This is a genomic window from Alteribacillus sp. HJP-4, assembly GCF_042139015.1.
Lineage (GTDB): Bacteria > Bacillota > Bacilli > Bacillales > Marinococcaceae > JBHIKY01.
Map to the genome: position 1 here is coordinate 1 of NZ_JBHIKY010000004.1, position 24372 is coordinate 24372.

General features: G+C 42.0%; 21 protein-coding genes. 9 read left to right on the top strand and 12 right to left on the bottom strand.

Annotated elements, in window-relative coordinates; all coding sequences use genetic code 11:
• Positions 1–230 precede the first annotated feature (230 nt).
• The 8 genes from ACE4RR_RS04510 to ACE4RR_RS04545 form a co-directional block, all read right to left on the bottom strand.
• Positions 231–869: a CAP domain-containing protein gene (locus ACE4RR_RS04510; protein WP_375534214.1), complete on the bottom strand. Its 639-nt coding sequence runs from the start codon at positions 867–869 to the stop codon at positions 231–233.
• Positions 870–934: 65 nt separating this feature from the next.
• The gene (locus tag ACE4RR_RS04515) at positions 935–2320 is read right to left on the bottom strand and encodes a hypothetical protein (RefSeq protein WP_375534215.1); all 1386 of its coding nucleotides are present in this window, start codon (positions 2318–2320) and stop codon (positions 935–937) included.
• A gap of 111 nt (positions 2321–2431) precedes the next feature.
• Positions 2432–3154 (bottom strand): ThuA domain-containing protein, encoded by a 723-nt coding sequence (locus ACE4RR_RS04520; protein WP_375534216.1) that lies wholly within the window; start codon positions 3152–3154, stop codon positions 2432–2434.
• Between the two features lie 101 nt (positions 3155–3255).
• The gene (locus ACE4RR_RS04525; RefSeq protein WP_375534217.1) at positions 3256–4533 is read right to left on the bottom strand and encodes a TRAP transporter large permease; all 1278 of its coding nucleotides are present in this window, start codon (positions 4531–4533) and stop codon (positions 3256–3258) included.
• A 3-nt stretch (positions 4534–4536) separates the two neighbouring features.
• Positions 4537–5043, bottom strand: coding sequence for a TRAP transporter small permease (locus tag ACE4RR_RS04530; protein ID WP_375534218.1), 507 nt, complete (start codon positions 5041–5043; stop codon positions 4537–4539).
• A 12-nt stretch (positions 5044–5055) separates the two neighbouring features.
• Entirely contained in the window at positions 5056–6072 is a 1017-nt protein-coding gene (locus ACE4RR_RS04535) for a TRAP transporter substrate-binding protein (RefSeq protein ID WP_375534219.1), read from the bottom strand.
• A 94-nt stretch (positions 6073–6166) separates the two neighbouring features.
• On the bottom strand, positions 6167–7186 hold the full coding sequence (locus ACE4RR_RS04540; protein WP_375534220.1) for a LacI family DNA-binding transcriptional regulator: 1020 nt from the start codon (positions 7184–7186) through the stop codon (positions 6167–6169).
• An 830-nt stretch (positions 7187–8016) separates the two neighbouring features.
• Positions 8017–8940 carry an aldo/keto reductase gene (locus tag ACE4RR_RS04545; protein WP_375534221.1) on the bottom strand — a complete coding sequence of 308 codons (924 nt, stop codon included), beginning with the start codon at positions 8938–8940 and terminating at the stop codon, positions 8017–8019.
• Positions 8941–9142: 202 nt separating this feature from the next.
• Here ACE4RR_RS04545 and ACE4RR_RS04550 point away from each other — a divergent pair, with 202 nt between their 5' ends.
• Positions 9143–10183, top strand: a complete 1041-nt coding sequence (locus tag ACE4RR_RS04550; RefSeq protein ID WP_375534222.1) for an exonuclease domain-containing protein — start codon at positions 9143–9145, stop codon at positions 10181–10183.
• Here the strand turns inward: ACE4RR_RS04550 and ACE4RR_RS04555 are convergent.
• Positions 10180–11373, bottom strand: a complete 1194-nt coding sequence (locus ACE4RR_RS04555) for an aminotransferase-like domain-containing protein (RefSeq protein WP_375534223.1) — start codon at positions 11371–11373, stop codon at positions 10180–10182. The genes ACE4RR_RS04550 and ACE4RR_RS04555 overlap by 4 nt on opposite strands.
• Positions 11374–11523: 150 nt before the next feature.
• Complete coding sequence (locus tag ACE4RR_RS04560) at positions 11524–12018, bottom strand: metallophosphoesterase family protein (protein WP_375534224.1); 495 nt, start codon at positions 12016–12018, stop codon at positions 11524–11526.
• Positions 12019–12561: 543 nt separating this feature from the next.
• Here ACE4RR_RS04560 and ACE4RR_RS04565 point away from each other — a divergent pair.
• The 5 genes from ACE4RR_RS04565 (at position 12562) to gvpU (ending at position 19447) form a co-directional block, all read left to right on the top strand.
• The gene (locus ACE4RR_RS04565; protein WP_375534225.1) at positions 12562–13212 is read left to right on the top strand and encodes a type 1 glutamine amidotransferase domain-containing protein; all 651 of its coding nucleotides are present in this window, start codon (positions 12562–12564) and stop codon (positions 13210–13212) included.
• Positions 13213–13317: 105 nt separating this feature from the next.
• A complete protein-coding gene (locus tag ACE4RR_RS04570; RefSeq protein ID WP_375534226.1) occupies positions 13318–14439 on the top strand; it encodes a 5-methyltetrahydropteroyltriglutamate--homocysteine S-methyltransferase in 1122 nt (373 codons plus the stop codon).
• A gap of 180 nt (positions 14440–14619) precedes the next feature.
• The gene (locus ACE4RR_RS04575; RefSeq protein WP_375534227.1) at positions 14620–15402 is read left to right on the top strand and encodes an AAA family ATPase; all 783 of its coding nucleotides are present in this window, start codon (positions 14620–14622) and stop codon (positions 15400–15402) included.
• A gap of 443 nt (positions 15403–15845) precedes the next feature.
• Positions 15846–18908, top strand: a complete 3063-nt coding sequence (locus tag ACE4RR_RS04580; protein WP_375534228.1) for an efflux RND transporter permease subunit — start codon at positions 15846–15848, stop codon at positions 18906–18908.
• 122 nt (positions 18909–19030) lie between these two features.
• Complete coding sequence (gvpU, locus tag ACE4RR_RS04585; protein ID WP_375534229.1) at positions 19031–19447, top strand: gas vesicle accessory protein GvpU; 417 nt, start codon at positions 19031–19033, stop codon at positions 19445–19447.
• A gap of 21 nt (positions 19448–19468) precedes the next feature.
• Here the strand turns inward: gvpU and ACE4RR_RS04590 are convergent, their stop codons facing one another.
• A complete protein-coding gene (locus ACE4RR_RS04590) occupies positions 19469–20764 on the bottom strand; it encodes a M20 family metallo-hydrolase (protein WP_375534230.1) in 1296 nt (431 codons plus the stop codon).
• Positions 20765–20947: 183 nt separating this feature from the next.
• Here ACE4RR_RS04590 and ACE4RR_RS04595 point away from each other — a divergent pair, with 183 nt between their 5' ends.
• The 3 genes from ACE4RR_RS04595 (at position 20948) to ACE4RR_RS04605 (ending at position 22996) form a co-directional block, all read left to right on the top strand.
• Positions 20948–21298, top strand: coding sequence for a DoxX family protein (locus tag ACE4RR_RS04595; protein ID WP_375534231.1), 351 nt, complete (start codon positions 20948–20950; stop codon positions 21296–21298).
• A 146-nt stretch (positions 21299–21444) separates the two neighbouring features.
• Entirely contained in the window at positions 21445–22347 is a 903-nt protein-coding gene (locus ACE4RR_RS04600; RefSeq protein ID WP_375534232.1) for a prenyltransferase, read from the top strand.
• 7 nt (positions 22348–22354) lie between these two features.
• Entirely contained in the window at positions 22355–22996 is a 642-nt protein-coding gene (locus ACE4RR_RS04605; protein ID WP_375534424.1) for an HAD family hydrolase, read from the top strand.
• Between the two features lie 149 nt (positions 22997–23145).
• Here ACE4RR_RS04605 and ACE4RR_RS04610 read toward each other — a convergent pair whose 3' ends face one another.
• Entirely contained in the window at positions 23146–24252 is a 1107-nt protein-coding gene (locus ACE4RR_RS04610) for an NAD(P)/FAD-dependent oxidoreductase (RefSeq protein WP_375534233.1), read from the bottom strand.
• Positions 24253–24372 lie beyond the last annotated feature (120 nt).

The window sequence follows — 24372 nt, forward strand, 5'->3', positions numbered from 1 at the left end:
AAAGTAACAAGACACCCCAAAACATCTGAAATTTTAGGACCCTTTTATTCCAATAGAGGAATAAAAGGGTCCTTTTTTGAACTTCCGTTTTTGTTGGAGATAAAATGCAGGTTTTTCAGCAGCCTCGCTGCTCTTCCCACAGGAGTCTCGGACTTGTCCCCTGCTATCTTCTATTTAGGATACTACTTTTTCTATAAAAAGGGGCTTTTGCTACAGCCCCGTTATCTTCTTTATTTTTTTATAAACATCTGCGTCCAATACCGTCCATTTTCTTCAAATCCCGCGCCAATATGGGTAACTTCATTATTTAAAATGTTTTCCCGGTGCCCTTCACTGTTCATCCAGCCTTCCACTGCCTGCTGAGCAGAACGTTGCCCCATGGCGATATTTTCTGAAGCGACCGTATATTCAATTCCAAATTCATCCATCATTTCAAATGGAGTCCCATACGTTGGAGATTCATGGGCAAAATAATTATTTTCCGCCATATCCGCCGATTTTGCCTCTGCTACTTTATTTAAGTCATTGTCCATCCGCAACGGCGGCAGGCCATGTTCTTCTCTTGCCTCATTTGTTAATGTTACTATTTCTCCAATGACTCCATTTCCACCAGCCGCCTCTTTGTTTTCAGCTCCCGGTTTTTCCACATCTGATTCAGCACCAGCATCCTCGCCGCTATCATTTTCAGGCCATTGATCCCACTCTTCCTGAAATAAATCTTCATCAAATTCTTCATCTATTTCATAGCGCACGGGACCAGGCTGATTTTCTCGTGCTTCATCGCTTTCTTTCTGAAGTCCGCAGCCAGCAAGCGTTACTGTCAGTATTCCAAAACATAGAATGAAATAACGCCAATTATTATTAATCATTTGCTCTCCTTCTTTCCCAATGGTAGATATACTACATTATGGGGCAGATAGGCAGATTTTATGCGTTATGCTTGCTGCATAGTACGGTACATTTCACGGTATGCCTTTGATTCCTGTTCCATTCCTTTTTCATAATAAGCTTTTGAAAGCCATAATACTGGCTTCGGATCAGAGGATTTCAGTTCCATTTCCCAGCTGAAACATTCTATAGCTAGATCAAACTGCTTGAATGCGTAGTATAATTCGCCAAGCTGCAGCTGCTTTTCCGGATCATTTGCAAGACCTTCCATCTTCATCACTTGTGCAAAAATAGGTGAATTCGGTGAAGCTTTCTGGATTGGAGCCATCCAATCAAAAATATATTTAAAATCATAATGCTGTAGCATCGAAATAATGCATTTTTTTAAGAGGTCCTCTGCGTGTTCAGGATGAGCATCAAATAATTGAATAATAACTTTGTTTGCGTGAGAAAGAATGTGTTTGTCTTTGTCAAATTGGGAATGTTTGAGACTGACAGCGATCTTTTCAAGCTGCTCAGCAGTCAGAGAAGTGCGTGCGGAAGTCATCAACGAGACTGCTTTTTCCGGATGATCCCCGTTTAAATAGGAATGAATTAAGTCCTCCTGCAGGGCAGAGAACTGCGGTGATTGTTTGTATAGATTTTCAAATATTTTCAAGCGCTGTGTATCAGAAAAATAAACTGGAAGACGCTCGGTTATTTCTCTATATACTTTCATAGAAGGGCGGCGCTTCATTTCAGTGATTAACAATGCCATCAGCTCTACTATACGGTTTTCTTTTGAATAGATCTGCTGCAGAGCAGAGGCATTATCTCCATCTGACCTTTTTTTAAACATCATTCGTTCTGCGTACAATGGATCGTCTGTAAGAAGGAGTGACGGCTGTTGCGTGTAAAGTTCACTGAACCTATCGAAGGAAGCATCAGCCATTAATTGTTTCAGCCAGCTATGTTTTGGAACGTACTGCTTCAACAGTTGAATCATTCGGTAACTACCGAAAAGCTGTCCGTTGCGGCGGTATTGAAAGTATATTGATTGGATTTCCTTAAAGATGTGTTTTTTAGTTAGGAAGGCATCAAAGAAAGTAAAGATATAAGCTGCCTCGTAGGAAGAATAGCGGCTGGGTAGCTTTTCCATGAAAGAAGGGAGGCTTTTAACCATATACACAGGCGAAGAGGAAAGAAGATTTTCCATTAAAGGATGATTACCTGAAAAACGCATTCCTTTTTTAAATGCTTTTTCCAAAAAGGAGCGGCGATTAACACTTGCCGCCTTTATTGCGATAAGAAAATCATTTTTATAAAAAATTAAATAGTAGGACTGACGATTATCTGCTGAGGCTTCCACAATCGTGCTTTGCATGTAAATGGCCATTCGTTCAGCTTTAACCGTTATATTTTTTTTGCGATCGGACACAACACATGTATTCATGCCGTTCCCTCCTATCTTATAATTAACCGTATCACACATTACAGAGAAAAGCATTATTCACCACAAGGAAAAAAATTCCTCATTCCGGCAATACAGAATGAGGAATCGCTGCTAATCATTTGAAATTTGTTCTAGTGGACTGGCATTTCCGTAAATAGGTCTTGGTCTATTTGCAGGCGCAGCCCATTTCACTCCATTTTGAATAACACGTTGTACCTCTTTGTTGTAATACGTTGGGTACGTTTCATGGCCGGGACGGAAGTAAAAGATTTTACCGTTCCCGCGATAAAAGGTGCAGCCGCTGCGGAAGACTTCCCCGCCTTCAAACCAGCTTGTAAATATAAGTTCGTCAGGAGCGGGGATATCGAAATGTTCTCCATACATTTCTTCCCGTTCCAGCTCGATATACTCTCCAATACCTTCTGTAATTGGATGTGCGGGGTTGACTACCCACATCCGTTCTTTTTCATCAGCTTCCCGCCATTTTAAGTCACACGTGGTTCCCATTAATTTTTTGAATATCTTTGAAAAGTGAGCGGAATGCAGTACAATAAGTCCCATTCCATCAAGAACTCGTTCATGGACTTTATCAACAATTTCATCGTTCACTTCATCATGTGCTTTATGACCCCACCATACGAGTACATCAGTATTTTGTAGAACCTCGTCAGTCAAACCGTGATTTTCTTCATCAAGAGTAGCAGTGCGAACCTCACTGCCATTCTCCTTTATAAAGGAAGCAACAACATTATGTATACCCTCAGGATACATTTCCCGTACTTCCTGATCTTCGATTTCGTGGCGGTATTCATTCCAAACTGTAACATTTATCATCGACAGTAGCCTCCTATGAAATTATCATTTAACACTATAATATCATTTCTGCAAACGATTTCATATTCTTTTTTGATAAAAAATACCATTCTTCCATTCTTTTATTCAAGAAGTCCTGGAATGAACATAACAATGTCGCTCCAAAACGTAATAATGAGCAGAACTGCTATCATTGCTCCATAGAAAGGCATCAATGTTTTTAATACTTTTTCCATTGGAATGTCCCCAATAGCAGAGCCAACGAATAAAGCTGCTCCGACAGGCGGCGTAATCAATCCTATAGATAGGTTGAGTATCAGCATTATGCCAAAATGTATCGGATCCATTCCAAGCTCTGATACGACAGGCAGAAAGATTGGTGTAGCGATTAAAATCAACGGAGCCATGTCCATTACTGTTCCCAGAAGCAATAATATCAGATTAATTAGAAGCAGAGTGATAATCTCATTGGAGGAAAAAGAGAGCAGCGAGTCAGAAACCGCGCCAGGGACCTCCAAATAAGCTAACAGCCACCCAAATCCGGATGAAGCTGAAATTAAAAACAATACCATAGAAAGAGTCTTAAATGTGCGATGCAGAACATATCTAAAATTACTTAACGGTACATCCCGGTACACAAAAAATGTAATGATAAAGGCATAAACTGTTCCAATAGCAGCTGACTCTGTGGCAGTGAAAAATCCCGATACAATCCCTCCAATAATTATCACAGCAGTCAACAGACCTAATATACCTTCCCGTAATACTTTTGGGATCTCTTCTTTTTTCATTGGTTCACTTTTAGGATAATTTCTTTTTACAGCTATGACATAAGCGATAACCATCAGTACAAAAGCTAGGAGGAGTCCTGGTAGTACTCCGCCCATAAACAGGCCGCTGATGGAGACGCCTCCTGCTGCAGTGGAATAAATAATCATATTGTGACTCGGCGGCAGAATAACACCCTGTGCGGCACTGGAGACGGTCACACTGACTGAGTAAGCCTGATCATAACCTTTTTTTCTCATCATCGGAATTAACACCGAACCAACAGAAGAGACATCAGCCACAGAGGAACCAGAGATCCCCCCGAAAAATGTGCTGGCAGCGATATTAACCAGTGCAAGACCGCCCCGGATTTTACCAATTAATAAATTTGATAAATTAATAAGCCTTCTGGAAATACCTCCTTCATTCATAATTTCCCCTGCCAAAATAAAAAATGGAATGGCGAGGAGAGAAAAGGAGTTCATCCCGGCTACCATTCTCTGTAACACTGCCGGCAATGGTATACCGATTGATAACGCTGTCAATAAAGATGAAATAACAAGTGTAAGCGCAACGGGCACTCTTAATATAAGCAGCAAAAGAAAGCTTCCGAATAAAATTGCAATTTCCATGTCTTACTCTCCTCTCGTCTCTTCTAAGGTGTCATCTCCTGAGGAATCATCATCATTTATAAAGTTCATCAGCCCAAAAAAGATCATCAGCAGTCCGGTAATTGGGAGTACCAAATAGACAAAGCCTGAAGGGATGTTTAACCCCGGCTGATTAGTCCCCATGCTGTCTAAGGCAAAAACTGTACCGTAATAAGCGATAACGGCTCCGACTAAAACAACCAGAATGGCGTCACCTCTTCTGCAAAGCCTTTTAATTCGTTCAGGAAAATAACTATAAAACACTTCTACGCTGATATGTGTTCTTTCTCTAAATCCGTAGGCGATACCGAAAAAGCTGACCCAAATAAATAAAAATACGGTCAATGGCTCCAGCCATGTAATAGAAATTTCAAACGCTGTTCTTAAGATAACTTGAAAGGTGATTGCAACTACCATCACCGTTAACAAAGAAACAGAGATAATTTCTATCGTTTTATTGATCTTGTCTCTTATCCGGTTAATCCCTTTCATAATAATCTCCTCCTATTGAGCTTCATCGATTCGGTCTATCCAATCCTCGTATTTTGGACCGTATTTTTCATAAAGAGGCTGGACTGCCTCTCTCCAACTTGAATAATCATTAATTTCTATAACTTCATTTCCATTCTCTTCAAGCGCTGCCGCTGCTTCTTCTTCCAGCTCAGCCCAGGCCTCCCGCTGAATTTCAATGGAGTCCTGAGCTGCGCTCCATACAATTTCCTGGTCCTCTTCACTCAGCTCATTCCAAAAATCATCAGACATAATAAGTACTTCAGGTACTGTAGAGTGGGCATTCAACGTATAGTAGTCTGCAACTTCGTAATGGTTGGTCGTATAAAAGCTCGGAAGATTATTCTCTGCACCATCTACGACACCTGTTTCCAATCCGGAATAAACTTCTGAAAATGACATCGTGCTGGGGGAACCTCCAAGAGTATCAATTAAGTCAATCATCATATTCGATGGCTGCACCCGGATCTTCAAATCCTTCATATCTTCCGGCTCTTCGATCGGCCGTTCTGTATTATAAAGATGTCTGCTTCCAGAATCATAAAAGGCGAGCCCCTGCATACCTGCATCCTCTAAAGAATTCAACAGATCGGTTCCTATATCTGATAAAAGTACATCCCACATTGCCTCTTCATTTTCAAACAGGTAAGGCATCGACAGTACTCCGATATCCTCTGAGAAATCTACAAGCGGGCTTGCGTTTGTTCTAGTCATTTCAATAGAACCAATCTGAACCTGTTCCAGGGCACTTCGTTCGTCTCCCAGCTGGCCGCCTGAAAAAACGTCTACTTGAATTCTGCCATCTGAACGTTCTTCCACCATTTCTGCAAATGCTTTGTCTCCAATCGTAGTCGGATAATCATCGGGCTGATTTTCTGCCAGTACTATTTCGTAAGTATTTTTTTCTGAAGCACCCGCTGAATCTGTATTTTCTGGTGTTTTCTGCGCGCATCCCGCTATCATCACGACGACTAAAGAAGCAATAAACGCAGTCCACATAAACTTTTTCATAATAGTTCCTCCCATCATGTATATCTTCACTCTGTCTGCTTTACTTTCTTCATGGTTAAATAACGATTTATATAAAGCGCTTCCAAAATAAATATCAGTGTATGTCGGAAACGGAAGAACGTACAGCAAATCTCGGTTCATAACGATAAATTTCCGGTTTTGTAGGGTGATCATTTATTTGTGCCAATAACAGCTCTGCAGCTTGTTTTCCCATTTCAAAGGCGGGCTGATTAATCGTAGTAAGCCCGGGGTTGTGCAGAACTGCAAATGAGACTTCGTCGATACCTATTATGCTGAGTTCCTCAGGAAGCCGCATCTCTTTTTCTTTGCAGAATTCAAGAAGCGCAATTAATGCGAGATCATTTGAAGCCAAGATGGCTGTGGGCTTAACCTTTCGTTTGAAAATTTTATTCAATTGCCCCCGCAATAAGGGAAGATCTCCAGAAAAGATAAACTCCTCCCGGCAGTCCTTCCCGAATTCATCCATCGCCATCCTGAAACCATCTAAACGCTCGATCCGGGGTGTAATTGGAGGCTCGAGCTTTGGCGTGACTATAGCAATATTGTCATGCCCTTTTTCTGAAAAATGCTCAACAGCCAGCTCTGCCGCTTTATAATTATCAAGCAAAATTGTTGAAACGCTTACTTCCGGCATAATACGGTCCATAAACACCACTGGAATCTGATAGTCAAGCAGCTGCTGATATACGCTAGTATTTTGCCGGGAAGGAAATATAATGAAACCATCCACTTGCTTAGACTGAAGCATCGTTAAATACTTTTTTTCTTTCACAGGATCGTCGTCTGCATTGCAGACAATAACGTGTATATCTTTTTCATTACAGCTGTCTTCAATAGAGCGGATAACCTGAGTCGAAAAGCCGTGCAGAATGTTGGCCACGATAATACCGATTGTAGAAGTTTTTTTCTTCGTAAGACTCCTCGCAATAAAATTCGGTGCATAGCCAAGTTCTTCGATACTTTGCTGAATGTTATCCTTCGTTTTCTCACCCATATATTCAAATCTTTCATTTAAATATTGTGAGACGGTGCTTTTTGAGACATTTGCATGTTTTGCCACATCATTAATGGTGATTTTTTTGGTTTTTTTCATTTTTCATCTCCACGTAACTTTCAAAGTTTGACGTTAACTAAACCGGTTTAGTTTTTGGGTAAAAAGATAACCGCTTTACTGTCAGGAAAAGAGGTTTCTTCTACCTTTAATTGTTATTAATTGATTTCATCTCAAGCATGATCAGCAGTGAGGCGGATGTGACCGTTTTTAACCGGCCTGAAGTCGACCACTTTACGCTGCAGTCAAATGCCCGGTATATAATTCTGAAAAGCTTATCAAATTGTTTACTAGAAAATCAATATTTACATCCTAAATGTAAGCGTTATATTTTTCAAGTCTTTTTTTGTTTTTTTAATCTATCCTCAATTGTTTTGAAATATAAGTAATAGGCTGCTGAAATGTAAAATTACCGACAGAAATTTTGTATGATTACACTTCTACATGTATAGAAATGAGCAGCCGCCGAGGAAGCTGATCGCTTACTTCGGGAAGCGGCTGCCTCCAGCTGCAGAAAGATTACTCCGCCCCTATTCCAACTCAGCGCAGCCACGCCCATCTCTCCGGACACTGTGCAGTTATTTGCTCTAACCAGACCGATTTTATAGTTTTGTCGGACATGGATTCCGTTAATGGTGAATCTGAGAGCTTAATTCACATCATTTCAAGCAAATAGCGTACCTGATGTCCAGAAACCTTCATAAACCAGCTGATTTTGATAGATTAGCGGATTTCATCTCCACAGTCTGCACGCATCTCCTCTATTATGCCTTTTCCACCGAGCTGATGATAGCACCTCCTTGTTTTCGAAAATCACCAATAGCGAGAAACGGGAGGAAGCGACTCAGGTTAAAAACGCAAACGCTGTAATTTTATTTTCCGACCGCCTGTGGGTGCTCTTCCGTAACAAGATCCAAATCTGCGGCAGCAGCATTCGCCGCTGCCTGTTCAGCGTTCTTGCATCCAGGAATGACAGAGGTGACCGCAGGGTGATTCAGGCACCATGCCAATGCCCATTGTGCCATCGGGACACCTTCCGGCACTTCGTTTTTATGGAGGTGTGCCACGGATTCTAGTTTTGTCCTGGTTTCCTCTTTATTATGCCGGTGCCGCACATCATTATCGGCAAATGACGCTCCAGGTTTATATTTACCGCTTAAGTAGCCGCTTGCTAGAGGAACTCTGGCTAATACCCCGAGATTTTGATGTCTGCAGGAAGGCAGAACTTCATCCTCAGGGGCACGGTCCAACCTGTTATATACTACCTGAACCGCTTCCGATCCAATTCTGCCTGCATTTCCAACCTGATAAATATCATCATTTTTTGCGATTGATATACCGATATGCTTGATTTTCCCTGATTTCAACTGTTTATCCAGCATTGTCCAAAGCTCATCGTTATCAAATTCTTCTCCTACTCCTGAATGAAACTGGTACAGATCAATATAGTCAGTACGAAGGGCTTTTAAAGACTCATCTAATTGATCAAGAACTTCCTCTGGCTGAAAATGACGCGTGCGCTCGTATAAATTATGAAATTTGTGTCCGAATTTAGTGGCAAGCACCCATTTATCCCGGTCTCTTTCTATTGCTTTACCGATAAATTCCTCCGAGAGGTGATCACCATAGCATTCAGCAGTGTCTATAAGATTTATACCTGTTTCTCTTGCTTTCTCAAATATTGCATCCACTTCAGGCTGAGTATAATTATGTCCCCACTCTCCGCCGAATTGCCAGGTCCCAAGACCGATCACAGAAACATTCATGCCGGTTTTTCCCAGTGTCCGGTACTTCATCTATAACGCTCCTTTCCTTTCACATGCTATTTTGTCTGCGTTAATCTTACTAACAGTTTCGAATTGGTTATCATGAAATCCTTCTTTTCGGTAAAATTCTCTATTTGTTGTCAGAATCGATCATTTTTTTATTACCCATACTCACTAAATATGCTGTAAAATATAAATAATATCCTCCAGCGGATAAGGGAGTGAGGACATCATGTCAAATAAGGACGACTTCCATAGGATTCAAGAGGAAATTGAAAACTTCGAGCTGTCCATAAGCAGTAAAATAGATGTACAGAGGATCATATCACTAAGTGAAATTGTGTTGAACGAACTGCCGGAATATTTGCAGCAGTGTAATACGGAGCCAAAGTCCATTCCCTTTCGTCACTTATTAATCCAGGCGTATGCAAGCATAGACGAGTTTGAAAAAGCCCGTGAAGCAACAGAGAAATTTTATGAGGCTGGTGCTTATCATAAAGAGTTGAAATCTGCTGTGTTAAAACGGATTGATGAAATGCAGCGTGCCAGTATTCGATTGCATACATATGCAGAGAGAGAGTCAGAGATTAATTATGAAAGAATTATTCAACAGCTTGGAAATTTGGACACAAAGGCGCTCCAGTGGTATGTAGATAATAGCCTCACGCTGCCCGGCACAGGAGTTAATACGATTAATGCAGCTTTTGTCGATGTTGAAACTACCGGCATGTCACCCGATAAGGACGAAATTGTTGAAATCGGGGTTATGCTTTGCCGTGTTCATAAATCTAGTGGAAAAATTCTTGAAGTATTAGAAGAAGCAAATGAACTGAACGAACCAAGCTTTTCCATTCCGGCAAATGTCATACGAGTGCATGGGATCACGGACGAGGATGTGGCCGGTAAGAAAATGGACACAGCTAAATTTGATCAGTTATTTTCCTCCGCAGATTTAATTATCGCGCACAATGTATCTTTTGACCGCGGCTTTATCGAGCGCTGCTTTCCATCAACAAAAACAACACCCTGGCACTGTTCTGTCCAGGGTGTACGGTGGAAATCCTATGGTTTTCCGACGAGAAAGCTATTATACCTCTGTAAAGCACATAAGATTGCCCAGAGTCAGAACCACCGGGCACTCGACGATGTAAAGCTGACCGTCGAACTCTTACAGCGCAAAAATCCTGCCGGAGAGTATTATCTGAAAGAATTAATAAAAAAGCCTTACCAAAAAAAGTCTTATAGAAGTCCGCGCCGTCGCAGATGGAGTTAATCGACAACTCCTGCCGCAGATCTGTTCATTACTTGTACCAATCGTCTCATGCCTGTCTCTATCTTTTCCGGCTCGGCATTTGTAAAGTTAAGCCTCATTGTATTTAGAGCCGGGTTTGATACATAAAAAGGAGCACCAGGAACAAAAGCTACTCCATTTGAAACTGCATCCTTTAACAACGCTGTCGTGTGAACGTCTTCCGGCATAGTGACCCAGAAGAACATACCGCCTTTTGGTTCAGTATAGTGTATATCAAGCTCGTCTCCACTATCAAAAATGTCCTTCATAAGCAGCATCCGGTCTTTATACGACTTACACAGTGTACGGATATGCGCGTCCAGATCAAATTCCTTCATTAAATGAACAAGGGCATGCTGCGTTAACGAGTTGGTGTGAAGATCGGTAGCTTGTTTTGCCTGAGCCATCATTCGGATAATTTGATAAGGGCCGGCTATCCATCCTGTCCGCATCGCTGGAACGACTGTTTTTGAAAATGTGCTCGTGTATACTACGTATTTATTATCATCCATCGAAGCTAGTGGAGGAACAGTATCACTTTCGTCAAATTGTATATCCCCATACGGATCATCTTCAAATATAATTGTATGGTACTTTTTTGCAAGCTGAAGAAGCTTTCTTCGCCTCTCTAAAGACCACACCTTCCCCCCTGGATTAGAATAAGTTGGTACGACATAAATACATTTTGGCTTTAAATGTCGTATTTTTTCCTCTAGATCCTCCTCCAACATTCCGTCCTCATCCGAGTCAACGGCTACGATATTAGCCTCATAGGATTGAAATACCTGTAGAGCCGCTAAATACGTAGGGTTTTCAGTTAGAATAATGTCTCCTGGATCAAACATCACTCTCGCAAACAAATCAATCGCCTGCTGAGAACCGGAAGTAACAAGTACATTCTCCGGGTTACGGAAAATATCTTTCTTTTCCATCCGCTCACACAACATCTCTCTGAGGGCAGGAATTCCTTCTGTCTCTCCGTATTGCAGCACCTTTGGATTAGATAGAAGTGCCTGATCAAAAGCTTTTCTTACTTCCTGAACAGGAAACAGTTTTTCATCCGGCAGACCTCCTGCAAACGATATCACATCACCCTTGTTTACGACCTTGAGAATATCACGGACCGCTGAAGACTGCATGTGATAAACCCGCTTGGCAAAACCATATTTCATTCTCTCTCCACCTCTTTTTTAAAACTTTCTCCTGCTCTCTGCTTCTTTTTATCTATATTTTGAAAATTATATCATATTCTACATTGCTATTTGTGAAGAAAAAAGTAGAGTTTTCTCTGAATCAATTCTAATTTCCAGACACGGCCAACTTTACATTTTATCTGAATAGAAAACATGCTTTATCGAGAGCTGCTTGGTTACTTCCATAATACCAAAGGAATAATACGGAAGTTTTCTTTTATCCGTAACTGAGCCTGGGTTAAATAATAGAGTTTTCCCTTTATATCGAAGCATTGGTATATGAGAATGCCCGAAAATAATACAGTCAATAGGCATCTCAAATGCATCGGCCGCTCGTTTCTCCGTTGTTTTCCTTTCTCCATGTCCATGAGTAATACCTATTTTCCAACCCTCTGCTTCAATAATTTTTTTCTCAGGGAATCTTTGGATGATTTCCTTGTCATCGACATTGCCGTAAACCCCTTCCACAGGCCCGTATTCACTAATTTCTTCGTATACGCTGTATGTCTGCCAATCACCGGCATGCACGATCAGGTCCACCTCACTCAGTTCCCTCAGCAGACGTTCCGGCAGCTTTTTTGCTTTCCCTGGTATATGTGTATCCGAAATAACAATAATTTTCATCTTTATCCCACATTTCGTTGTAAGTTTATCTTTATATTTAATCAGGGAATAGAACGTCACTGTCCATCCGTTGTTTTTTTTAGTTTACGTTTCTAACAGGATAATTGTCCACAACGCATAGCTAAGCTTCTTATTGAAAGAATTAACGCTTCAAGTGAGGAAACAAATGAAAAAGGTCAGCCGGTTTTTTATAACAAAGTTGCAGGCTCTGTTATAACCGGCAATGAAGATGGGGGGCAAAGGAAGCGTCCAGATCAATTCTTTACGGCCTGCTGACTAATGGTTTTACAGTTCCTCCAAACGCCGTCTCCTATTTGGTTTGGCGAAGCCGGTCCAGGACCATCATATATTGAAGCTGGCCAGAAAAGTGAATATACTCAATCAAGCACGAAAATGATGACGTACAATTTAATCCATTTCGCCAGAAATTTTCAGCAGCATCCTATTCCTGCAAAAGGAAACGCTAATTCGTAAGCAGAACTTTTTACATTTGCAGCAGAAGCACTTTAAAATAGATAGGGAAATCATAAGGAGGCATGACTTATGGCAAAAAATGTACTAATGGTTGTGACGAATCATACAACAATTACGGATGATCATAAAACGGGACTCTGGCTGGAAGAGTTTGCAGTGCCCTATAACGTCTTTAAAAAAAATGGCTTTGATGTGAAGGTCACAAGCATCGAAGGCGGAGATGTTCCTCTTGACCCAAACAGCATCGAGGACCATGCGGAATGGAAAGAAGCAGAAAACGAATTAAAGCATACATCAAAAGTGAGTTCAGACGATACGAATTTTGATGCCATCTTTCTTCCAGGAGGTCACGGCACCATGTTTGACTTCCCTGAGAACGAGGTGCTGCAGACACTACTCACACATTATGCCGATCAGGACAAAGTTGTCGGTTCAGTTTGTCACGGTCCTGCAGGTCTCGTGAACACGAAATATTCTGACGGCCGCTCATTTGTCAGTGGAAAGAAACTGACTTCCTTTACAGACGAGGAGGAAAAAGAAATGCAGCTCGACGCTCATATGCCATTTATGCTCGAAAGCAAGCTTCGAGAAAACGGTGCCTTATTTGAGCGCGGCGATAAATGGTCTGATCACTCAGTACGTGACGGCAGACTTATTACTGGTCAAAACCCGCAGTCAAGTCAAAGTACAGCAGAGAAAGTCGTAGAAGCTCTTCAATAAAGATCGTCAGCCTGTTGTGATTACTATCACATCAGGTTGTTTTATTTAGTGGATGCAGAAAAAACACCTACTACACTGATTTTTTTTAAGAAGGAAGTGATTATCTTGGCACTTGAAACAAATCGTCCGCCTTATCGTGCAGATCATGTCGGCAGCCTGCTCAGGCCGCAGCGATTAAAAGAAGCGAGGGCGGACTGGAAAGCAGCAAACATAAGTGACAAAGAACTCAGAAAAGTGGAGGATGAGGAAATTTCCAGGATTGTGGAAGAACAAAAAAATGCAGGATTGCGTGCTGTGACAGACGGAGAATTCCGGAGGGGCTGGTGGCACTTTGATTTTTTTGAAGGACTGGATGGAGTGAAAGGCTATAATACAGAGAGTGGCATTCAATTTCAGCAGCAGCAGACAAAGTCCCGAGCTGTCAAGGTAAACGGCACTTTGGATTTCACCAGCCACCCCATGCTTGAACACTTCACCTATCTTCAGAAAACAGCGGGAGATTATACAGCAAAAATGACCATCCCAAGCCCGAGCATGCTTCATTTTCGCGGAGACATTGATGAGGACATTTATCCGGACAAAAAATTATTCTTTGCAGACCTTGCCAGCACATATAAAAAAGCAATTGAGGCATTTTATGAGTCCGGATGCCGTTACTTGCAGCTTGACGACACCTCCTGGGCTTACTTCTGTTCAGAGGAACAGCTGAGTAAAATTAAGGAGCGGGGTGAAGATCCTGAGGAGCTGAAGAGCTGGTATGTATCCACCATTAACGAGGCTGTCGCAGATCGGCCAAAAGATATGAAAATTACGATGCATATCTGCCGGGGCAACTTCCGCTCCACCTGGATCTCTTCAGGAGGATACGAACCTGTAGCTGAAATTTTGTTTGAGAAGCTTCAGGTGGATGGTTTTTTTCTGGAATATGATAGTGACCGTGCCGGTGGTTTTGAACCTCTCCGATTCGTAAACCGTTCAGATCTTCAAATCGTGCTTGGCCTGGTCACCTCAAAATTTGGGCAGTTGGAAAAAAAAGAAGATATAATAAAACGTATCGATGAGGCTTCCCGCTATGTTGATATAAATCAGCTCTGTTTAAGTCCCCAGTGCGGGTTTGCCTCTACTGAAGAAGGAAATCTTCTTAATGAAAAAGAACAATTCAGCAAGCTCCGTCATGTTGTTGATATATCGAATCACGTCTGGGGAGAAGCTTTACCAATGGACTGAATGTGATAGAGCATCAGCTTCTTTATAAATTGAAATAGTAACTCAACTAATGAAAACAATGACCTGCTGCCATATCTTCATTTGGAGCAGGTCTGGTTTTATATATAAAAGGGATATATACATACCTAAAAAATTTTGTGACGATAAGATTATCTATGATGCGCATAGGAGGTGATTCCAATGCTTTTACAATCCGTTACGCTTGATAAACAAATATCAGAAAATACTGGGTATCCCTTTTCCCTCCCTATCATACAGAATTTCCAATCTATGCATTTCCAGAAGCCCGTTACGATTTTCGTTGGAGAGAATGGATCAGGAAAATCCACCCTCCTCGAAGCAATCGCCTCAAACATTGGGAGTATTTTAATAAGCGGCGGTAATATTGATGATGATCCCTCCCTTGAGCCGGCAAGACAGCTGGCAGCAGCGCTGAAACTTTCATGGAAGTTAAAAACAAAAGCCGGCTTTTTCTTTCGGGCAAATGATTTTAATACATTTACAAGCAGAATTGCAGCAATGAAACGAGAATCTCAGCAGCGAGTTGACGAGATCAAAAAAAAAGACCCATTTAGTCTGGAGGTAATGCCGTACGCCAGGACCCTCGGAGAGCTTAAGGACCTTTATGGTGAAGGACTTGAATATCGTTCTCACGGCGAAAGCTTCCTCGATTTATTCCAAGCCAGATTCCGGGAGGACGGACTCTACATTCTGGACGAGCCTGAAGCACCGCTGTCCCCTTTAAAACAGCTTTCTCTAATTTCACTTATAAATGAAATGGTTGAAAAAAATGGTCAATTCATTATTGCAACTCATTCCCCAATCCTTATGGCACTTCCAGGGGCTGATATTTACAGCATGGAAGAAGATACATTTGTTAAAAGAGATTATCAGGATTTAGAACACGTACGCTTAACGAAGGATTTTTTAAATAATCCTTCGAGTTTCCTGCGCCATTTATAACTACACCTGTTGAAAAAGTATATACATATAAATACTCCCAGTTGGGGATAAAACGGGTGAACACGGAATTTTAAATCTTGCTTCTTTGCCCTATGGCAGAACCATCAAAGATCTTATGAAAGAAAGTGGATAAAAGTTGTTTCAGCACTCTGCTCCAAGGGCAGGGTGCTTTTTTCTTACATTTATCTACGCCTGGAGACCTACTTAAAAATACGGCCAGAGCTTAATTCAAATTTCTTAAAGGAAAGGTATGATAATTATGAGTCAAGAAGCTGAAAATTTTATCATCTATGCGCCATCACTGATTTATATTCCGAAAAAATATTTTATTTATTAAAAAAAAGCAGTTAATTCTCCAATATTTCGGTATATAATGATGTTCTGTGATGTTAAAATTTAACACAGTTTCAGTACTATTGTATTGTGAAAAAAGGAGTGGTAATGTGCATTGGCTGAAATTCATTGTTAAAAGAAAAATTTTAGTAGCGTTATTATCTGTATTAGTTTTATTCATTGGAAGCTATGCTGTATTTGAATTAAATAAGGAGTTAATGCCTTCGGTTGAACTGAACGGGGCCTACGTGGAGGTAAGTGCCGGTGAGACACCGGCAATTGAAGTAGAAAGAATGATTACGGAGCCAATTGAACAGGCCGTGCTTGGGGTAGAAGGCGTTGAAGATATTAACTCAACGACAACTATCGGCCACAGTTCTCTGCAATTAACCTTTGCTGAGAACAGCGACGATGAAGTGTTTTCTGAGGTAGAATCTCTTATTAATTCTTCAACCTCAGATATTACGGCAGTGGAAGATGTGGAAACAGGGCAGTACGGGACTTCTCAAAGCTACGAATTTTTTATGGATGTATCAGGCGGGAATATGGATAAAATGACCGCCTTTGCGGAAGATGTCCTTGAGCCTAGATTAGAAGAACTACCAGAAGTAAGAGATGTTGACGTATCAGGCTCAGTTGATGAAGAAATGGTAATTGAATTGGACAGGGAGGAACTGGAAGATCGAGGACTTGATATCACTCAGATCACAGAAACTATTCAACAAGTAAACAATGAAGCAACTGTCGGCGAACTTAGGGAAGACAATGACTCTCCGTCCGTACGCTGGAATACTTCTTTAGAGAATGTGGAGGATGTTGAGAATATTCAGATTCAAACAGAGGAGGGGCTGATTCAATTAGATGAAATCGCTGATGCCTCTCTTGAACCGATGGAAAACTCTTCGTTTGTCTGGAAAAATGGAACGAAAGACTTCATGTTTGTGCAGGTTGGCCGTGCTTCAGAGGCAACACAGATAGACATGGCAAACGCGGTACGTGAAGAAGTCGATTCCATTCGAAAGGATGGGCTCGTTGAAGGTTTTACTGTAAACGAGATGGTCGCTCAGGCTGATTATGTCCAGGATTCAATAGATAGTGTGTCCAGCAATATTTTGATTGGAGGCATTATTGCAATTGCTGTCTTGTTCCTATTTTTACGGAACGTACGGGCGACTTTCATTGTAGGTATTGCAATACCTACTTCTATCCTGCTTACATTTGCTGCCATGTGGGTATTCGACTACAGCGTCAACATGCTCACTCTGATCGGGCTTGGACTTGGAATCGGAATGATGGTCGACTCCTCCATTGTCATTCTGGAATCAATATATAGAAAAAAAGAGCAGGGCTTTGCCAGACTTGAAGCAGTACTTGAGGGTACTAAGGAAGTTGCAACAGCGGTGATCGCCTCCATGCTGACTACGATTGTCGTATTTCTTCCAATCGGCCTTGTCGGAGGAGAAATGGGCGAATTTATGATTATGCTTTCAGCTGTTGTGGCTATAACGCTGATCAGCTCTGTGGTCGTTTCCTTTACACTCATTCCTTCGCTCTCAGAGAATTTCTTAAGACTGCGAAAGTCAAAAAAAAGGACAAAAGATGGTATTTTTCTTACCTCCTACAGCCGGTTAGTTTCTAAAATTGTCAAGAAAAAACGGTACAGCTTCACTGTAATCAGTGTGTTTGCTATCATTTTCGCCGGCTCATTATTTTTCGTGCAAAAAATTCCGATGACAATAATGCCGGATATGTTCAACCGTTATGCTGAGTTAATGGTAGATCTTGAAACAGGGATCTCGCCTGAGGATAAGGAGGAAATAGTAGCAGAAATGACCTCTTCTCTCGATGAGGTCAAGGATGTGGAGTCGAGCTATGTTATAGATAATGGCGGAATGTTTTATACCATTATCAATATGACAAAAGACGATGACATTACAACCGACCAGGATGAAGTGAATGATGAAATATTTCGTTCCCTGCGTGCCCTCGAAGAAAATTATCCTGTAGAGAATGTGCAGGATGTCATGTCCGGCGGCGGAGGATATCCGGTTCAGGTAAATGTGGAAGGGGACAGTTTCGAAGAGCTTCAGTCTATTTCTGATGATTTTACGAATGAGCTAGAAAGCATTGATGGCATTGTCGGCGTTACCAATTCCATGGAACGATCTTCCATAGAGCAGATCGTTGAATTAGACGAAAACGAAATCGAAGATGCCGGATTGTCTCAGCCGCAAATAAGACAATTTATTGAGCAGGCATTCTTAACTATGCCTCTCGGTGAGATGACCGTGAATGAAAAAGATGTTCCATTAATGGTTCAATGGGATGAAGCGACTGCTTCAGAAGAGGCGCTGCTTGATTTGGAAATTCCAACAGCAGATGGTAATGAAACCCTCTCTACTTTCATTGAGCTTACAAGCGTCGAGACTCCGAACGAAATCGCACATCGCAACGGTGAGCGGCAAATGTCTATTTCGGCGGATATTGAAGGCGCAGATCTTGGAACAATTAATCGTGATGTCCAACAGACAATTGATAATTTTGAGACTCCTTCCGGCTATAGTATTGAAGTAGCAGGAGATCTTGAACAGCAGCAGGAGTTAATGATGGAAATGCTGCTGGTTCTTGCCATAGCGATATTTCTGGTTTACTTGGTGATGGCTGTGCAATTTAATCACCTGCTCCACCCTATCATTGTAATGTCCGTCATTCCGATGACCATTGTCGGTGCGATCCTTGGGTTACTTATTACCCAGCGTGAGCTCAGCATAATGTCCGGTATAGGCGTGATTATGCTGATCGGTATTGTTTTAAATAATGCCATTCTGCTAATAGACCGTACTAATCAGCTTAGAAGAGACGGGCATACTGTATCAGATGCTTTGATTGAAGCCGGCAGAAACCGGATCCGTCCGATATTAATGACGACCTTTACTACAGTCGGAGGCATGCTCCCTCTTGCTCTGGCTACCGGCTCATCCAGCAGTTATCAAGCTCCGATGGCCACTGTAATTATTTCCGGGCTGCTGTTTGCGTCACTGATTACACTGGTGCTCATCCCTGCTGTTTATCGATTGTTTACGGCTACAGGCAAAGGCTTTGGCAGATTCGGCAAAAAAAAGAAAAAAGACAATCGCACTGACAACACTGAATATCAAGAATCTACAGGCTGATCTAGTAAAGCCCTTCTGGATATTACCTCCAGGAGGGTTTTTGTATGTTTAACAGCTTTTGATTAATAATCCGCCACTGTTGGGTAAAGACTAATATTATCCACAAATTGGAGGGAAATATTATGAAGGAAGAAATGCAGGATGTGAAAAACATTGATTACGTGCTGAGATACCTTGTCCGTCTTGCAGACAATGGAGCGGAATTAGATATCACATTGAATGTGAGCGGCATTACAATTTCCGGAATTCTGATCGGTAATGTTGCATACCTGACCGAGCTTGAAAATGAACTTCAGAATAATGAGCAGAATGAACTTGAAGAAAAAATGAGCACTTTTTTTGATAAATTGTCTGAAAAATTCCAGAAGGACAATGACCAGGATGAATACGAAACTGGATATCTTCACTTAAAACAGGCTAAAATTATTAAGTCCCAGGGTCAATTTTTGATCGGAAGCGGCTTGTGGAGAGGAAAAATCGCTGATGTCAATGGGTTCAGCTTTGAATCAGTAAAGGAAAAGGAAAAAGCTCACGGGTAGCCCCGGAGCTTTTTTATTTCCTTATTCTTCAATAATCGATTCAAGATAAGATTTAAGCACATGCACACCCTGAACGCAGTCATTTAAAGAAGACCATTCTTCCGGATGATGACTTATGCCATCTTTGCTTCTCACAAAAAGCATAGCAGCGGGAAGATGGCGGCCAATCACCATTGCATCATGACCTGCACCACTCGGGAGATCTGTTGCGAGTAAATGATGCTTTTCCATTGCCTGAGAAAATCTATTTTTTAAATGGATAGGAATCAGAACGGGGGCTACCTTTAACGTCTGCTGCCAGTGGCAGGCGACTCCAAAGTGTTCAGCGGATTTTTCCGCCTGTGCAATTACCAGCCTTATAAGCTCGTCTCTTTTATTCTCATAAATATCTCGAATATCGACCACCAGCGTCACTTTCCCTGGAATCACGTTAGCTCCATTCGGATAAACATGAAGCTTTCCCACAGTAGCCACTGCCGAACTGCTCAACGTCCCTGGAAGGTCCGGAACATCACTCACAAACTGGCCCGCTGCAGCTAAAGCATCCTGCCTTTCCGTCATTGGAGTATTCCCCGCATGTCCGGCTTTTCCTTCAAACGTTATCTCCATCCAGCAAGGCCCGGCGATTCCTGAAACGATCCCAACAGGCAGGTTCTGTTTCTCCAGCGTTTTTCCTTGCTCAATATGTACTTCAACAAAAGATTTTATTTTACTTAAATCCCGTTCAGCCCTGATGAATCCCTCTTCGGAAAGCCCTGCTTTCTCGAGAGCATTAAAAAACGAAATGGAATCAGAATCCTTTAACCCCCGCTGAACCTCCATATCTACATCGCCGGTCATCGCCCGGCTTCCGGTTAAACCGTTAGAAAACCTTGAGCCTTCTTCATCTGAAAAGATTACGGCTTCAAACGTCCTATTCGGCTGAAATCCAGATCGATTCCAGGATTCTGCTACCTCAATGGCAGCAAGGACACCTAAAGGGCCGTCAAAATGCCCGCCATTGGGAACGCTGTCCACGTGTGAGCCACTCATAATTACCGGCAGATCCGGATGTTTTCCTTCAAGACGTCCAAACACATTACCTGCACCATCCTCGGTTACGGTTAGCCCTGCTTCCTGCATCCAGCCGATAATTACCTGCTTTGCTTGTTTTTCCTCAATCGAAAAACCTAAGCGCCGGCTCCCCCCTTCTTCGGTTAATCCTATTTCTGAAATTGCATGCAAACGCGCTGCTAAACGTCTTCCGTCAATACCGTCGTAAGAAAATTGACTGCTGTAGTCACTCATTAACCTAGAATATAAATCCCAGTTATACATACATGCACCTGCCTAATGGATTGTCATAATTACCAGTATATAGCACTTATTATACATTTTATCGTGAAAATTCACAGACTTATAAAGCAATGCTTTACTATTATTTTATACATTTCAATTCTTCGTAAGGAGTCATGGGGATATCTATTGTCTCATAAGAATAACAAAAGAGGAGGTATTTCAATGAAAAGTGGTTCATTTTCTACAATCATTTTAATACGGTATGTAACGGCATTCGTCTTTATCGTTTCAGGTATTATGAAAATCATAAGCCCAGATATAATAAATGATCTTGAACTCCCTTTTTCTTCCAATGTAATGCTTGCTGTAGCTGTAATTGAAATCATCTGCGGTATTCTCATTTTCTTAGGCAAATATGTAAAAGAAGCGAGTATTGTACTGCTCATAATAGTGGCTGCCGCGTTGCTCCTGGTAAAAATTCCAACCATCCAATCGGGAGTTTTCTCCTTCCTATTTAACGCAAGGCTGGACGTTGTCATGATGGTGCTTTTATACATTCTGTTGCGCCGGTGAGCTGTAAGAATCCACCCCCCTCTATTTCCATCGTTTAAAATACTGAGAAAATCGGGAAAAGAAAGGTAATCCTGCTTCCCGGTTTTTTCAGTTTTATATTACATAGAAAGGAAGTGCATTCCATCGCCAAACAAGCTGTTACTGTAATGAAAGGTGGAATTCTGCTGCTGCGTTCCATCGCTGTAATCTCCTCTAGCGTAGCCACAATAATATCAACGATGCTTCCTTTATTTTTATATGTATCCACCCCAAATATTGAGTTAATTTCAATCTTTATTCTTCTTATCTTTAGTGCCTTTCTCATACACGGGGTACTGACGCATGCATTAAATGATTACACAGACCACCTATCGGGAACGGATACGAACAGCCCTGCAATTTTATCCGGGGGCAGCCGGGTGATACAAACGGAGGTATTTTCGGTTGAATCTCTCGGCAGGTTCGGGAAATGGCTAAGCATTTTACTAGTAATGATTTTACTTGTTTTTCTTATGCTCGGTTATTACCGCCTGGCGGTCCTGTTATTTGTAGGGTTGTGGGCAGCGGTCGCATATTCTGTACCTCCGCTGCGGTTCAGCTACCGGCCATTTATCGGAGAATGGCTCTGTACCTTTCCTTCCGTATTATTTCTAGGATTTGCAGGGGCCTGGCTTGCATTGGGGTCACCTCCAGAGTGGGCTCTGCAGAATGCAGTAATTAACGCATTAATATGTATAGCATGGGTAATGGTTCACCACATTCCGGACCTGGACGCTGATAAGAATGCCGTTCCTCCAAAAAGGACAAGTGTAGTATGGGCTGCAGAAAAATTCGGATTGGCGTGGAGCCGTCTGCCTGCACTCACCTATTATTTTTTGGCTTTTACCTGCACCGCATGGCTTATACCTGAACGTTTCTGGGCCGGTGCCGGGGTAACTATTGTTACCGCTGTCTCCGCTTTGTTCATTTTTAAAATGAACGTAGCTGACCCGGTACAAGTCTCATCTTATGAAAAAATAATGCTGATGCTGGCAATATTGAATGCAGTCTGGCTTGGCATATTTATTTAAAAAGGGAGTGGAAATATTGAAAGCAATTATATTTGATTTTGATGGGACGCTTGCGAATACCCTTCCTGTGAATATCTATAGTTTTCAGCAGGTCTTTAAGAAATTTGATAATAAATCACTCTCTAATAATGAAGTGGTCGATCTGTTTGGTCCCCCCGAACCGGAGATTATTACTGAGCAGTTGAATAATACCCAGCTGGAGGAAGCGATAGAGCATTATTTTAAAGTGTATGAGGATCACCACAACCGGCTCGTTGATAAAAACCATGAAATAGAGAAAATGCTGGCTGTAATAAAGCAAAAAGATATTAAATTAGGGGTAGTCACCGGTAAATCGAGAAGAAGCTTAAACATATCGCTGGAAAAGCTGGATTTGAAAGAACAGTTCGATGTAATCGTTACTGGGGACGAAGTGGACGATGATAAGCCAAATCCTGAAGGAGTGCTCAAGGCATTATCTGAGCTGAATGTGACCAATGAGGAAGCGATGTACATTGGGGACAGCGACGGGGACATTCATGCTGGAAAACGTGCTGGGCTGGCAGTCGCCGGTGTTCAATGGCTCCCGGAATATCAGTCCTCCGAATACACCACAGAACCGGATGCCGTGTTTACACGACCTGATGAATTATTTGGTTTTCTCAAGTAGAAAATAAGATGTAGCACGGATAGAAATAGAAATCGGTTGTACCGTTGAGCAGCGATTTCGCTCGTAAGCTGCGGAGGCGGTCGCTTGCCGCCTGCAGCCTTGAATGCCAGAATGAAGGCCCGTTAATAATCGATATAATTTATTTAATATTATCGCAGTGGGTCGTACGCTCGTAAATCCATCGATATATTATTTTTCACAGCTAATTCAGCGGCAATTACTCCTGCCAGCGGTCCCATAGTTAGACCAGATGGGCCAAGTCCTGTGGCAATTACGAGGTTTTTTACTTCAGGCACATTTCCTAATAACGGCAGCTGGTCTTCTGACGCAGGACGGAATCCAATCCGGCTTTCGAGGAGGGTGGCATCCGCAAGCCCTGGTGCAATCTTTAGTCCTTCCTGAAGCACTTCATGCACTCCTCCTGCCGTCAGCCGGTAATCAAAGCCTGACCCAGTCTCTCTCGTTGCTCCGATGACAACTCTTGAATCAGCAAATGAAACTAAATAGTGACTGCTCTGCGGCAAAATTACAGGCCAGGCAGCAGTATCTTTTCCGTTTATTTCAAGGTGAATAATCTGTCCTCTTTGTGGCTCAACTTTTACATGAACCCCGATTGAATTCAGCTGTTTTTTTACCCAGGCCCCTCCCGCCGCTATGACGGCATCTGCTTCGATGTCCCGGTCCTCCATTAATATTCGTGTGCAGCGACCGTTTTCTATGTGCAGGTCTGCTTCTCCGTGATGTATCACGGCCCCATGTTTTTTGGCAGCTCTTTTCATGGCAAGTCGTATTAAATTCCCGTCTACCCTTGCCCCTCCTGTTACATGTACAGCTTGAAGTCCCTCTCGCAGAGGAGGAAACAGTTCTCTCGCCTGCTGTGAATTTAAGCGTCTGATTTTCCCCGCTTCCGGAAATGCTTCCCTTCTTTTCATTACCATTGCTTCAAGCCGATCAAGCTCTGAACCGTTATCACTAACCGCCATAGCACCTGAATAACAAAAACCAGTCTGAGATTCTTCATCCTGATTCAAAAGCTCAATCAACTTAGGATAATAACATGCTGATTCTTTCGCGAAACGATACCAATCCGGGTTCACTGCTTTAGAAGAAAGCCACGGGCAGATAATACCAGCCCCGGCAGCTGTCGCTTCACCTTGATGCTCTTTATCAATAAGCAGCACTTCAAAACCATTCCTGGAGAGATGATACGCCGCACTTACTCCAACAATTCCTGCTCCGACAATCGCTATTTTCAAGCATACTCCTCCTAACAATTGCAGGTATATATACCAGTTTATCACAGGCATATATTCTGCCAAATTTTCGGCTTGTCCGCCGACAAATTGTCGGTATTTTTTCATTTTTCACAAAAATTT

Bases quoted from the DNA above. Each gene is read 5' to 3' on its own strand.
- ACE4RR_RS04510 (WP_375534214.1), bottom strand. From the start codon at position 869: ATGATTAATAATAATTGGCGTTATTTCATTCTATGTTTTGGAATACTG.
- ACE4RR_RS04515 (WP_375534215.1), bottom strand. From the start codon at position 2,320: ATGAATACATGTGTTGTGTCCGATCGCAAAAAAAATATAACGGTTAAA.
- ACE4RR_RS04520 (WP_375534216.1), bottom strand. From the start codon at position 3,154: ATGATAAATGTTACAGTTTGGAATGAATACCGCCACGAAATCGAAGAT.
- ACE4RR_RS04525 (WP_375534217.1), bottom strand. From the start codon at position 4,533: ATGGAAATTGCAATTTTATTCGGAAGCTTTCTTTTGCTGCTTATATTA.
- ACE4RR_RS04530 (WP_375534218.1), bottom strand. From the start codon at position 5,043: ATGAAAGGGATTAACCGGATAAGAGACAAGATCAATAAAACGATAGAA.
- ACE4RR_RS04535 (WP_375534219.1), bottom strand. From the start codon at position 6,072: ATGAAAAAGTTTATGTGGACTGCGTTTATTGCTTCTTTAGTCGTCGTG.
- ACE4RR_RS04540 (WP_375534220.1), bottom strand. From the start codon at position 7,186: ATGAAAAAAACCAAAAAAATCACCATTAATGATGTGGCAAAACATGCA.
- ACE4RR_RS04545 (WP_375534221.1), bottom strand. From the start codon at position 8,940: ATGAAGTACCGGACACTGGGAAAAACCGGCATGAATGTTTCTGTGATC.
- ACE4RR_RS04550 (WP_375534222.1), top strand. From the start codon at position 9,143: ATGTCAAATAAGGACGACTTCCATAGGATTCAAGAGGAAATTGAAAAC.
- ACE4RR_RS04555 (WP_375534223.1), bottom strand. From the start codon at position 11,373: ATGAAATATGGTTTTGCCAAGCGGGTTTATCACATGCAGTCTTCAGCG.
- ACE4RR_RS04560 (WP_375534224.1), bottom strand. From the start codon at position 12,018: ATGAAAATTATTGTTATTTCGGATACACATATACCAGGGAAAGCAAAA.
- ACE4RR_RS04565 (WP_375534225.1), top strand. From the start codon at position 12,562: ATGGCAAAAAATGTACTAATGGTTGTGACGAATCATACAACAATTACG.
- ACE4RR_RS04575 (WP_375534227.1), top strand. From the start codon at position 14,620: ATGCTTTTACAATCCGTTACGCTTGATAAACAAATATCAGAAAATACT.
- gvpU (WP_375534229.1), top strand. From the start codon at position 19,031: ATGAAGGAAGAAATGCAGGATGTGAAAAACATTGATTACGTGCTGAGA.
- ACE4RR_RS04590 (WP_375534230.1), bottom strand. From the start codon at position 20,764: ATGTATAACTGGGATTTATATTCTAGGTTAATGAGTGACTACAGCAGT.
- ACE4RR_RS04595 (WP_375534231.1), top strand. From the start codon at position 20,948: ATGAAAAGTGGTTCATTTTCTACAATCATTTTAATACGGTATGTAACG.
- ACE4RR_RS04600 (WP_375534232.1), top strand. From the start codon at position 21,445: ATGAAAGGTGGAATTCTGCTGCTGCGTTCCATCGCTGTAATCTCCTCT.